9 protein-coding genes are annotated in these 13,574 nt (G+C 40.2%); 7 read left to right on the top strand and 2 right to left on the bottom strand.

Annotation, left to right across the window (positions count from 1 at the left end):
* Positions 1-69: 69 nt before the first annotated feature.
* Positions 70-2,178, bottom strand: a complete 2,109-nt coding sequence (locus BUR11_RS19840; RefSeq protein ID WP_074226962.1) for a beta-L-arabinofuranosidase domain-containing protein — start codon at positions 2,176-2,178, stop codon at positions 70-72.
* Positions 2,179-2,347: 169 nt separating this feature from the next.
* On the opposite strand from BUR11_RS19840, the gene BUR11_RS19835 reads away from it, so the two are divergent.
* The 7 genes from BUR11_RS19835 (at position 2,348) to BUR11_RS19805 (ending at position 11,959) form a co-directional block, all read left to right on the top strand.
* The gene (locus tag BUR11_RS19835) at positions 2,348-4,141 is read left to right on the top strand and encodes a heparinase II/III domain-containing protein (RefSeq protein WP_074226776.1); all 1,794 of its coding nucleotides are present in this window, start codon (positions 2,348-2,350) and stop codon (positions 4,139-4,141) included.
* Positions 4,142-4,207: 66 nt separating this feature from the next.
* Positions 4,208-4,900: a cyclase family protein gene (locus BUR11_RS19830; protein ID WP_074226775.1), complete on the top strand. Its 693-nt coding sequence runs from the start codon at positions 4,208-4,210 to the stop codon at positions 4,898-4,900.
* Between the two features lie 115 nt (positions 4,901-5,015).
* Positions 5,016-5,594 carry an RNA polymerase sigma-70 factor gene (locus tag BUR11_RS19825; RefSeq protein WP_074226960.1) on the top strand — a complete coding sequence of 193 codons (579 nt, stop codon included), beginning with the start codon at positions 5,016-5,018 and terminating at the stop codon, positions 5,592-5,594.
* Positions 5,591-6,568: a FecR family protein gene (locus BUR11_RS19820; RefSeq protein WP_234982207.1), complete on the top strand. Its 978-nt coding sequence runs from the start codon at positions 5,591-5,593 to the stop codon at positions 6,566-6,568. Before BUR11_RS19825 ends, BUR11_RS19820 begins: the two co-directional genes overlap by 4 nt.
* 9 nt (positions 6,569-6,577) lie before the next feature.
* Positions 6,578-8,257, top strand: a complete 1,680-nt coding sequence (locus tag BUR11_RS19815) for a peptidase associated/transthyretin-like domain-containing protein (RefSeq protein ID WP_074226774.1) — start codon at positions 6,578-6,580, stop codon at positions 8,255-8,257.
* Positions 8,258-8,337: 80 nt separating this feature from the next.
* A complete protein-coding gene (locus tag BUR11_RS19810) occupies positions 8,338-9,534 on the top strand; it encodes a hypothetical protein (RefSeq protein WP_074226773.1) in 1,197 nt (398 codons plus the stop codon).
* A gap of 76 nt (positions 9,535-9,610) precedes the next feature.
* Positions 9,611-11,959, top strand: a complete 2,349-nt coding sequence (locus BUR11_RS19805; RefSeq protein ID WP_074226772.1) for a TonB-dependent receptor — start codon at positions 9,611-9,613, stop codon at positions 11,957-11,959.
* A 60-nt stretch (positions 11,960-12,019) separates the two neighbouring features.
* Here the strand turns inward: BUR11_RS19805 and BUR11_RS19800 are convergent, their stop codons facing one another.
* On the bottom strand, positions 12,020-13,561 hold the full coding sequence (locus BUR11_RS19800) for a long-chain-fatty-acid--CoA ligase (RefSeq protein WP_074226771.1): 1,542 nt from the start codon (positions 13,559-13,561) through the stop codon (positions 12,020-12,022).
* Between the last annotated feature and the right edge of the window lie 13 nt (positions 13,562-13,574).

Here is a 13,574-nt window from a genome sequence, read left to right as displayed (position 1 = left end):
CTGGGAATTCGGTTTAAAAAACAAGGCAATTATAGGAATGGCCATGATTCCAGATTACTCTTTCCCAATTCATTCTGATTTTATCAAAGGGAACTCCGTAATTCGAAGTGTCGTGGTCCCGTAGGGTACTAAAACTACCTCTCGACCCTCGCCCAGATTTTCAAGGTTTAAGTCAGTGGATGCTTGATTGATCAATTTCCAAGAAGGAATCTGATATGCTGGTAAAGTCAATTGAATTGGGGCGTTTTCAAGGTTCCAAGGATAACTGCCATCCCAGGGGTTTTCTTGCACTTTCACAGAACTTTCCAAATCATTCAAAGTGGACTCTTTTAATCCATAATTCCAGGGATCTAGAGGATAGACCTCCTGAAAGGCCCGGAATCTATCATTTCTATCTTTTGTTTTCGTTTCTCCCTCTATTTTCAAACTGTAGACCAGTGGACCACGTTCTATTGCCACCATTCCTTCATACCAAGTCGAAGATTTTAATTGCATGGGTAAATTGAGCTCCACTTGGTCTCCATCCTGCCATGTTCTCTGAATGATTGCGATTCCATTTTTATTTTCAAACGCGACCGACTCCCCATTAATAAGTATTGTCGGATTTACCGCCCAGCTTGGAATTCTTAAATGAAATGGAAAATCGGAGGTAGCAGAAAGGTTCAACTCAAATTGAATAGATTCTCGAAAAGGAAAACCGGTTGTTTCTTTTATTTGTAATCTCTCTCCGTTTCCTACCAATAGTTCTACAGAACTTGGTGCGTACAACAAAGCGGCAACCCCCGCATCAGGAGTAGCATAAAATAGATTCTGGACAAACTTAGGCCAAGATTGATGCATATTCGTCGTGCAGCAAGGATAACCAGTCAGCTCCCCAAATACAAAATCAGTCCCCCCGTGATGCTCCGTCTCATAAGAGTAATCCATCTCGTCTGAAAGAACTACTTGGTTTGCAGCCTGAAAATATTGACGGCTAGTAAAATCATCAGAGGCTTGGGTCGGTAAGGCATTGTAAGTAATTTTTTCTAATAGATCTGCAAAACTGGCATCTCCCGTAATTTTCAGGATAGTCTCCAACGAAAACATTTCCTCAGAAATCGAGCAAAATTCAATTCCTTGAACCGGGCTATTCCCATGAAGGGGTTCATCCCCTCCATACATTCCTTGAGGCTGCCCGTGATATTTTTTGAGCATTGCCAACGCATTCTTAACCGAGTTCACTGCACTGGGATCGCCTGATTTCTGATAATAAACCACAGGCTGTTTTAGACCTTGCGCCACATTGACTGTATGTAAGCCTGGAACTTGAGCTAAATTCAATCGAGAGATTTCAGTAGCGTCATAAGGGTATCTTTTGCCTTGATTATATTCCCATATATCCGCAAAAACATAGTCATTGGGCTCACTTTCGAATACCTGCTGCCAAGGAAATGTTTGCTCCTGAACCAACTCTCCAAGATCCAGTAACTTTTGATCACCAGTGATATTGTACAACCAATAGATCACTTCCAAGTTGTCCCCAGCCCTTCGATTGGCCCAAAACGAAAGTTCATCCAGAGGATGAGAAGGCAATTCGTTTAACTGATAATGAAAATACTTGGTAAGCACCTCGATCACGCGGGCATCATGGGTTGCTTGATAATATTGTTTTAAAATCTTAAGCATCACCATCTTTGGCCACCAATCTTTCCTTGGCCCTTTTTGGATACCTGCTTCCGGAGTAGGGTCTTCCTCAAATGGAACAGGTCCAATATACCCACTTTCCGCTTGATGGGTCAATGTCCAATTCACCCACTTCATAGCTTTTTCCCTCAATTCATCATCGTCTAAAATAAATGCCAAAGGTAGCAAGCCATCAATCCAATAAGGTCCTCGCTCCCAACCGTCACCATCACCTCCTAACCAGCCATTTCGCTCTCCTACTACTTCGGGATACACGGTATCCAGATTTCCAGTCATCCCACTCGCCATTCTTTCCAATTGCTCCTTTAGCCAACCATTGGGTTTAATACTTCCCAGAGGAAGTTCCAGATAGGGATTTGGTTTCAAAGGAGCGCGATTGCTTAAATAATGGGCCTGTAAGGTGGTCGACTCCTGGGGATTTTCAGAGCTACAAGAGAGTAACCCTAGGCTGATTAAAAGAAAAATTGACCATCTGAAGTAAAAGTCTTTTCGCATTGATCTTTGAAAGGTTGGTTTCATTCTAATATAAATATACATTTCTCAGAGACCATCCTCTTACCATCCAAAGAAATCCATTTCGTAAATCTCCTCAAAATCTTGCATCCTTTGTTTGTAGAGATGTAAAACATAAGATAATTTGGGTACTCCTCTAACTTAGATCGCCATGTCTCTATCCTATTTTAGTAGATTTCTTTTACTCTTTCTTTTTTTGATTTCTACTACTCCCTCAATAGCTCAAAAGACAAGTCCTTCTCTGTTCATTTCAAAAAATCCTAAAACCAACACCCCGTTTCTTCAAGCGGTTCAGATTGAATTTTTGAAAGTGGCAGATGGAGTTGCGGCTTTACCTACTTTACCCCGTGAATTGACCGGAAGGAGGTTATTAAGTGTAAGTCGGGCATATTTGAAGCGGATCACTTATCTTGGCTATGCCTTTCAGCTTACTGGTGATGAAAAATACTTAAAGGCAGTAGAAAAAAATCTATTGGCAGCGGCTGATTTTCAGGATTGGAATCCTTCACATTTTTTGGATGTAGCAGAAATGACCATGGCCATGGGGATTGGTTATGACTGGGTACATGTAGACTTATCCGAGGAATCAGCACAAAAAATAAGAGAAGCCATTGTGGAGAAAGGACTAAAACCATCCTTGGCTGAAGATTATTGGTGGATCAACACTACGAATAATTGGAATCAGGTCTGCCATGCTTCCCTCGCTGTAGGAGCCTGGGCTGTGTCAGATTATTATCCTGAATTGGCCAAAGAGATTCTAGCTAGATCGGAAGAAAAAATCCATATTCCAGAAGCCCAATACAATCCGGATGGAGCTTATCCTGAAGGCACTTCCTATTGGGAATATGGCACCACCTTTCATGTGCTTTACCTTGATGCATTTCGGAAAAAGCATCCAGAATTGGGGTTGCCTGTTTCTGAAGGTTTTTTGAAAACCGGGAATTATTTTCTACATGCTCATGGACCTACGGGTAGCTTCAACTATTCTGATTCCAGACAAAGTGAGGTGATGTCAGCAGGGATGTATTGGTTTGCTTCCAAGACCCAGCAACCTAGTTTGCTATTTAAACAGATTCCCTTGCTTCAGGAATTTTTGGATCAAAAGAGAACCTTGGATCCGGCGAATACTTCGAATCGTTTTTTCATATTCTTAATGATCTGGCTTTCAGAATTGGATACCACAGTTATCCCTACTCCGGACCAATTGACCTGGACTGGGAATGGTGAAAACCCCGTCAGTTTCCAAAGAAGTGGCTGGACCAAAGATGCTATTTATGTAGGTACCAAAGCCGGTTCACCCGAAGTAAGTCACGGTCATATGGATATCGGGAGTTTTGTCATGGATGCCAAGGGAGTAAGATGGGCAATAGACCTAGGCATGAATGATTACAACGCATTGGAATCTCAGGGAGTCAATATTTGGGATGGTGAGCAGGATGGTGAGCGCTGGTCTGTATTCCGGTATACTAATTATTCCCACAATACCTTGGTAGTGGACAGCGCCCTTCAAAACATTCATGGAAAGGCTGAAATACTCAAAGTAAAAGATAAAAAGAGCCTGAAATCCACTTCTTTGGATCTTTCCGAAGTGTATGAAAACCACCTAAAAAGCGCCGAAAGAACCACCCTGATCAAAAAAGGAAGAGAAGTAAGAATTGTAGATGAAATTCAAAATAATAGCGATATCTCCAAAGTTCGATGGGGAATGATGACATATGATGCAATAAGATTCAATGGGAAGAACCAAGCAATCATATCTAAAGGAGAAGAAAAATTAAAATTGGAAGTGATTTATCCCAAAAACGCCCAACTTCAATTGTACCCTGTCAATCCCACTGCAAAAGGAGAAGAAACGAATGAGGGAATGATTTTAATAGGATTTGAAACCACACTTTCCCCTGATCAAAAGCAAAAGCTAGAAGTGCGGTTAATCCCTATGAACTAATGCTAATTAATATAGAATTCCGGGAACCTTTACTGTGGTAAATCTTTTTTATTGAAAACTATTTTTATGGCTGAAATTATTGACTTATCGCAGGAAATCTATTCGGGAATGCCAACCTACCATTCCCTACCCCCTGTAACTATATCTACCTATTCCACTCATGAGCAATGGGATAAAATTGAGAATCCTAGCACCCAAACACCCAGTGTATTAAATCTGGAAATGAGTGAACATACCGGAACGCATGTAGATGCGCTCAACCATATGGGTAGAGAATTTTCGAGTGGTTCCATTGACAGGATGCCCTTATCCATGTTTTACACGGAGGGGGTCTGCTTGGACCTTTCCCACAAAGGCCTTCAAGAATTAATCAGTACCCAAGATTTAATAGCTGCTTTAGAAAAAAGCGATCTTCAGATCAAGAAAGGGGATACAGTTTTACTTTATACAGATCATTACCGGAAATACTACCAAACAGAGAATTGGGGGAAAGGGCCAGGATTAACAGAGGAAGCTACTCGATGGTTAGGCGATCAAAAAATTGCTGCATTTGGAGTGGAGACCATGTCTCCTGGTATTCCTAAAATCACCAATAAAGAGGTGCATCATATCTGTGGAGAATTGGGCTTTACACATTATGAGAATATGATCAATTTAGATCAACTCGTAGGTAGAGGGAGGTTTCGTTTTATAGCTTTGCCTTTAAAAATCAAAGGTGGTACAGGGTCTCCTGTAAGGGCAGTGGCAGTATTTGAGTAAGCTCACAGTTTTTTTACTTTTTTTTGAAATCTACATAGGGGTAAGCTTCTTCTGAGTTGTCCTATTTATAAAAACCATTCAAAACCTTATCTTGCATGAACAGCAAAATGCCTCCATGCAAACAAGCGATCAAATGATTTTTCAGTCGATCAAGTCAGGTGATGAAAAAGCACTGGAGATGTTATTTAAAGAATATTATCAGCCCTTATGTCGCTATGCGAATTCCTATCTGGAAGATCCTGCTGATGCCGAAGAAGTAGTACAATCCTGCTTTATCAAGCTTTGGGAAAAAAGAGAAAACATTTCCATCCAAAGTTCGGTCAAATCCTATCTCTATCAGATTATCCGAAATGCCTGTCTCAATGAGATCAAGCATCAGAAGGTCAAGAAGAATTATGGAGATATGATAATCCAACAGGGAGAACAGCATAGTGAAGCTTCTGATCAAAGCACCTTGAAAGGAGAATTGGAGGAAAAAATTGCCCTTGCACTTCAATCCTTACCCCAACAATGTCGGTTAATATTCACCATGAGTAGATTTGAGGAGTTGAAATACCAAGAGATTGCTGATCAATTAAATTTATCGATTAAAACAGTAGAAAATCAAATGGGAAAAGCACTGAAACTCATGCGGGCCCAGTTGCAGGAATACCTTCCTTTGATTGCCCTACTACTTCATATCATATTAGAATGATGAGCGAGCAGGAAGAATTCTATATTGACAGCCTTATCGCCAAATACATAGTTGGTGAAATCAGTCTTTCAGAAGAAAAAGAACTGAAGGAATGGTGCGCCCTATCGGAGGAGAATCAAAAAGTGCTGGATGATGAATTATTGATTTTTCAAAAAGCAAATCTAGGTTCCGACCAGCAGTTTGACGCAGACCTTGCCTGGAGTAAAATTCAGCCAAAAATCCACCCGCCTAAAAAAGGAAAGCAAATTTTCTTTACTCCATGGAGGATTGCTGCCAGTTTGATCCTCATATGCGCAGTATCTTTCTTGATATATCAACAGCTTTCCGCTCCTGAAGAATTTACTTATTTGAGCGAGAATCAAGTGGAGACGCAAATTCTTCCAGATCAAACCCAACTCTCTTTAAATCGGGATTCAGAGGTAAGTGTAGAATACAATGAGCGTAAAAAAACTGGGCTGATTAAACTAAGCGGAGAATCCTTGATTTCCATTCCTGAGGACAAAAAAGTAAAATGGCAGGTTCAAGTCAATGAATTATTTATTGAGGATATAGGTACAGTCTTTAATGTGAAGGCTTACCCAACTAGTCCTTTGGTAGAAGTATCTGTTTTGGAAGGGGAAGTAAGGATGTATTTACAATCAAACGAGGGAATTCAACTTCTAGCAGGAGAAAAGGGGACATTTAACAAAAACTCAGGCAATTTCTCGAAAGAAGAAGCAGATGCCAATGTGGATTCATATAGTACAAAATCCTTTTCCTATTTCAACCAGGATTTGGCTTCAGTAGTAGCCCAGTTGAGTGAAGTTTATCAAACTGAGATTATTTTGGAAGGGAACATTGGAAACTGCCGCTTGACTGTCGATTTTGAAAATGAAGACCTGGACACCATTTTGTCTATTATTTCTGAAACGCTTAATTTAGATATCACAAGAAACGGGAGTGATATCGTACTTTCAGGAGCAGCCTGCAATTAATTTTTTCAAATGAGACATACCTTTTACCGGCCTATTATAGCCATCATAATGTTGCTAGGCAGCTACCATACCATTGTTGGTCAGCAAACATCTTTACTGGAAAAAAGGGTTACCATTGAGGCACAGGAGGAGCCATTGGACGGGTTTCTAAACAGGCTTTCTAAAGAGGTGGGAGGGGTATTTTCTTACAGTCCTTCTACCCTGGATGTCAACAGAAATATTACAGGTAATTTTTCAGATCAATCCTGTAGGGAAGTATTGGAAGAAGTTTTTGATGGAGCAGTCAACTATAAACAAAAAGGGGTTTATCTAATATTGACCCCAGCTCCTCCCGCTGAAAAAGAAATAACCATCAGTGGTTATGTGGTGGACGAACAATCCGGAGAGCGTATAAAAAATGCCACGGTGTATAACCCCATCACCCTACAATCTTCTACTACTGATGAATTTGGTTTTTTCCAATTTCAGGTAAAAAATCCTGCGGAGGAAAATTTCCAGTTGATCGTCAACAAAAAAGATTATGCTGACACGCTATTGGTAGAAAGTAGAAACTCCAGATTTCAAAAAATCTTTTTGAAGGCAGAAGGTGAAAATGCCTCTCCGATTGTCCGAAGTCTCACGGAACCCATGAAAAATTTCTGGGCTTGGACTTCCAATTCTGTGGGTTTTACCAACCTTGAAAATGTTCAGGACACCTTATCCCGTGGATTTCAGGTATCTTTTGTCCCTTTTATTGGAACCAACCGGAAAATAAGCGGATCTGTAGTCAATAACTTTTCACTCAATATTTTGGGAGGTTTCTCAGGTGGAACCAACAAAGCTGAAATGGGCGGACTTTTTAACATCAACCGCAGAAATGTACAATATTTTCAAGCTGCTGGTCTTTTCAACCAAGTAGGCGGAACGGTAAAAGGATTCCAAGTAGCTGGATTAACCAATATCAACCTAGATGCGGTGACAGGGTTTCAAGCAGCAGGAATAGGTAATTTTTCCTCGGGTCCAGTTTCTGGAGTTCAAGCGGCAAGCGTATTGAATATCATCACCTCAGATCTAAAAGGAGTACAATTGGCAGGAGTTACCAATTACACGCATCATGATGTAAAAGGCGGACAAATCTCTGCTGTCCTCAATATTGCCAAAAATGTCCAGGGCTTTCAATTGGGCTTATTCAACTATTCAGACAGCACTTCCGGAATCCCCATTGGCCTGATCAGTTTTGTCAGAAAAGGATACCACAAAGTGGAAATTGGAGCAGATGAAATGTTGCCTTTAAACATCTCATTGAGAACAGGCACGAGAGGGTTTTATAATATGATTTTTGCTGGAGTAAGACCTGAAAGAGCAGATTCAGTCACTTGGGCATTCGGATACGGAGTAGGAAGCTCTCCCAAATTGGTAAATAAGTTATTTCTCAATATCGAATTGAGTTCACAGCAGCTTTTGAAAGGAAATTTGGAAGCCTTAAACTTGATCAACCGAGGCTATTTGGGATTGGATTATCAGTTCGCCAATAAAGTTGGAATCTTCGCAGGCCCTAGCATCAATTGGAGAGTTTTCGATAGTTCGTATTCAGATCATCCAGAATTATTTTCTTATACTTCTCCAAAAATCATCTCTGAACAAGACTACCGAGATGATATTAAATCACAGCTTTGGTGGGGTTTCCGGGCTGGAATCCGCTTTTTTTAAAAATTTTTAATTTTTTTCTACCCGTCCATAGGGGGAGAAAAGTTTTCGATTGTCATAGATACGAAAACTAAACCAACGCTATGAAAACGGTAAATAAAATTATTGGAGCTATTTTATTCGTTGCTCTCAATCCTCTTTCAGCATTTTCTCAAACTGTTTCTACAGATTTTGAAAACCAAGAAACCCGAAATACAGAACTACAGATTTCTATAGTCCCTTACCTAGGGACCAATGGAAAAAATTCTGGAATTACCACGAATGATTTCTCATTCAATTTATTTGGAGGATACTCTGCTGGAACCAACAAATTAGAAATGGCAAGTTTGTTTAACATCAACAGGTTGGATGCAAAATATGTACAGCTTGCTGGAATTTTCAATCAAGTAGGTGGTAAAGTAGAGGGCGCTCAATTTGCAGGCATTGCCAACGCAAACCTGGACTCCATCAGAGGTGTTCAAGGAGCCGGCATTGTCAACTTCACCACAGGGGCTGTGGAAGGTACCCAGCTCGCTGGCATCACCAACTTTACGAGCAAATCAGTGCGTGGATTCCAGGGTGCTGGAATAGTCAACTTTGCAGGTCAGGAATTAACGGGCTTTCAAGGTGCTGGCATTGCCAATTTTGCAGGCGGAAATGTAAAAGGAACTCAAGCTGCAGGTATTGTCAACTTCACCCCAAAAGATGTCCAGGGAGTGCAGGTTGCTGGAATTCTAAATTTTGCAAGAAAAGTAAATGGTAGCCAAATCGGTCTTTTTAATTATGCAGATAGTATTTCAGGAGCTCCTATTGGACTACTCAGTATCGTCAAAAGCGGGTATCATACCCTAGAAATTGGAACCGATGAAATCCTTCCAATCAACCTTTCTTTTCGAACAGGTACGCGAAGCTTTTACAATATGCTTTTCGTAGGGATTCGACCAGAAATAACAGATTATACTGTTTGGGCATTTGGATATGGAATTGGTACTTCTCCAAGGCTTGGGAGAAAAACGTTCTTGAATATTGAAGCCAGCTCCCAGCAACTCAATAGAGGAAATGTTGAAGCATTGAATTTGATCAATCGTTTTTATGTAGGAGCTGATTTTCAAGTGGCTCGTAAAGTCGCTCTCTTTGCAGGTCCTTCTATCAATTTTAGAGTGTACGACACCTCTTATAATCAACACCCAGACCTCTTTACCTATAGCGGTCCAAAGGTGTTCTCCGAAAGAAACTATCGGTTTGATGATCTAGCGAGCCAATTCTGGTGGGGCTTCCGTGCTGGAATCAGGTTCTTCTAATCTCTTTTTGAATCATACAAATCCATCTCTGATTTAAGATCAGACTGGAAATTCTTTGCCCAAAAACACGAATCTCATGAAATTTCTATTCACAATCTATGTAACCTTGCTTCTCGCATTTTTCAGTTTTCCTGGATTTTCACAGGAATTAAGTCAGACAATTCGAGGAAAAGTGGTAGATCAAATCAGTCAGTTGGCAATGCCAGGAGCAACCATTATGATTCTAAATACAGATCCACTGGTTGGTGAAATTACCGATGAGTATGGAGAGTTTAAAATGAAAAACGTTCCTATTGGCCAATACACATTGAGAGTAAGTTTTGTGGGCTACAAGGACCTGATCCTTCCAAACATTCAAGTGAATTCGGGTAAAGAAGTGGTACTTCAAATTTCTCTGGAAGAAGACATCACACAAATCCAGGAATTTGTAGTCAATGCCAGCGACAAGGACCGAACAATCAACGATATGGTAGTGGTGAGCGGTAGAACTTTTTCTGTTGAGGAAACAAGAAAGTTTGCTGCAGCAGTCAATGATCCAGCACGAATGGCTGCTTCCTTTTCAGGGGTAGTAAGTACTGATGATGGAAACAACAACATTTCTATTCGTGGCAATAGTCCAAACGGATTACTATGGAGAATGGAAGGGATAGAAATTCCTAACCCAAATCATTTTGTCAACCCCGGAACATCAGGAGGGGGAGTTTCTATTTTAAGTAGCCAGTTACTTTCCAATTCTGATTTTCTAACGGGAGCATTTACTGCCGAATACGGAAATGCACTTTCCGGGGTCTTTGATCTTAACTTGAGAAAGGGAAATAATGAAAACCAGGAATTCACTATCCAAGCGGGATTCCTTGGTTTGGATCTCGCAGCGGAAGGTCCAATTGCAGCAGGATATCGAGGATCTTACCTAATCAACTATAGGTACTCCACCCTTTCCTTACTTTCCAAACTAGGACTTCCATTGGGTGATTTCGTAACCAATTTTCAAGATCTATCCTTCAACATATTTCTACCAACCAGTGAAAACAGTAGTATCACCTTATTCGGTTTTGGAGGATTGAGCAATCAAAAAAGTAATGCGGAGCAAGACTCTCTAACTTGGGAAAGTGAAGGAGATCGCTACAGCTCAAAATTCCTTTCCAATACTGGTGCAGCTGGAATCAAATATTCCCAAACACTCAATCCTTCGAATTTTCTTCAAACCACCTTGTTGGTATCAGGGAACACTTTGGGAGATAAAGGTTCTAGACTGGATAACGAATACTTGTATGAGAATAGGTATGATGATCATTTCAGTAATTCAAAAATCACTCTAAGTTCAGTTTTAAATTCAAAGCTTTCAGCAAGGTCCAGCTTACGAAGTGGGATGTATTTAAATCAACTGTTTTATAATATTCACCTAAACAACTATGATGAGGAGCAGGGTCACATAATCACCAATGCCAATTCAAAAGGGAATACACAAAGTATACAGGCTTTTTCACAATGGAATTATAAAGCCAGTGAAAGGCTGACGTTTAACCTAGGGCTTCATTACCTCCAGCTTCTCCTAAATAATTCTAATTCTTTGGAGCCAAGATTTAGCCTGGCATACGAATTAGATGAAAAACAACGATTGAGTTTTGGATATGGATTGCATAGTCAGGTCCAACCTCTTGGGACTTACTTCGCGGAAAAAGAAGTAGAAGGAGAAATTATCCTACCCAATAAGGACTTGGATTTGAGTAAATCCCATCATTTTGTATTAGGATACGATCGATCCTTAAACCCATTGTTGAGAATGAAGATCGAAGCTTACTACCAGCATCTATTCCAAATTCCAATCAAAGAAGGGGTGTATGAAACTTATTCAATCATCAATCAACAATGGTCTTTTGCAACGGACCCATTAATTAATGAAGGGCTAGGAAAAAATTATGGTGTTGAGTTGACTTTGGAACAGTTTACCCACAACAATCTTTATTTCCTGTTATCTACTTCTTTGTATAATTCACAATATAAAACCCAGGAAAACGTGTGGAGGAATACGAGGTATAATGGAAATCTCAATGTCACTTTTACAGGAGGCAAAGAATTCCCTCTTCAAAAAAACAGAACCTTAGGGGTGAACATTAGAGGTATTTACGGAGGCGGATTAAGAACCACTCCCATTTTGCTAAACCAATCCATCGAAAAAGGAGAAACCGTTTTGGATGACGCAAAGGCATTTGAAACTCAAAATCCCGCTTATTTCAGGACTGATTTAAGGATAAGCCTAAAAAGAAATAAGGCAAAATCTACTCGCACTTGGGCTTTGGATATTCAAAATGCTACCAATAGAAAAAATATCTATGGAAGCTATTTCGAACCCATGGACAGTGAGATCAAAACTTCCTTTCAAGCTCCTTTGATCCCTATCCTCAGTTACCGCGTTGAGTTTTAATCAAAAATGGGATGGTAGAAAATTTCTGTCATCCCTTTTATTAAGCCAAGAAATTGATTCCTAACTGAGTTCTTTCTTCAAGATCTTGCCAGTGGCAGACATTGGAAGCGCCTCCATAAACTGGATAATTCTTGGGTATTTATAAGAAGCTATTTGCTCTTTGGTCCAGGTGATCAAATCATCTTCATTCAACTCAAATCCTTGATTCAAAACCACACAAGCTTTGATTTCTTCACCGGATTCTTCATTTGGAACACCAATCACAGCCACCATAGACACTGCATCATGCTTCATCATCACTTCCTCAATCTCTCTTGGGTAGACATTCAGTCCCTTCCGGATGATCATTTCCTTGGTTCTATCCACGATAAAAAAGAACCCATCCTCATCTTTTATGGCAACATCTCCTGAGTAAAGCCAGCCATCTTTTAAAGTCTCTGCAGTAGCTTTGGGGTTGTTATAATATCCTTTCATCACATTGTGTCCCCTATAAATTAATTCTCCTTTTGCTCCTGCGGGAAGTTCTTTTCCTTTGTCATCCACCACTTTGACTTCAATTCCCCATACTGGAACACCTACTGAACCTGGTTTCTTGCCAAATTCTTTTTGGTTGAAAGTAACCACGGGAGATCCTTCGGACATTCCATACCCCTCATAAATAGGGACATTAAATTTCTTCTCGAAATTTTCAAGCACGTTTACAGGTAAAGCAGCCCCTCCAGAAACACATGTTTTTAGATTTTTAGCGATTGAGGCAATATCAAACTGGGTTTCGTCGCTGTTTAACAATCCCCAATACATAGTAGGAACTCCTGCGAAAATACTGATATCATGTTTCTCCATTAATCCCAGCACCTGAGCACCATCAAATCTTGGTAGTAAAACACTTGTTGCCCCTACATATAGTCCCGCATTCATAAGTACCGTCATGGCAAAAATGTGAAATAAGGGCAATACAATTAATAACTTATCCTCCCTTTCCAGAGAAAGGATTTCCTTTGAGAGCATGGCATTCAAAACCAAATTAGAATGTGAAAGCTCAGCTCCTTTTGGCTTACCTGTGGTTCCAGAGGTATAGATAATTAAGGCAGTATCATCTGCTCCTGTGACCATGGTAGAATAAACTGAAGACCTATTGGCCATGAGCATTCCTAATGTCTTAACCCCCTCAAAAGGGGACGGATCTGTCATTTGGGGTGTGATTACAAAAAAATGCTTGCAGTTACTTACCCTATTAAATCCTTCCAGACCTTCCTTTGCCATCGGCAATTCCTTTGTCCCTTCAAAACAGAAATAGGCCTTTGCCCCTGAATTTTGTAGATGGTATTCTATTTCATCATGCTTCAATAATACCGATAACGGAACCACAATGGCCCCTGCTTTCAAAATCCCAAAATAGATCATAGGGAAATAAGGTAAATTAAGACAGCTCAATGCGACTCGATCTCCTTTGTGAATACCAAGCGTATTCAGTCCATTGGCAATTTGATTTGCTGCATTATCTATTTGGGCAAAAGACAAATGCTTGTCCATAAAAATAAAAGCGTCCTTATTGGGGTATTTCCTAGCGCTTTCTTCCAGCAATACTGCAAGATTCATCATGATTATTTTGGGT

Source organism: Algoriphagus halophilus (assembly GCF_900129785.1).
GTDB classification, from domain to species: domain Bacteria; phylum Bacteroidota; class Bacteroidia; order Cytophagales; family Cyclobacteriaceae; genus Algoriphagus; species Algoriphagus halophilus.
Note: the sequence above shows the minus strand (reverse complement) of the source record. Positions and strands in the feature narration are given on the sequence as shown.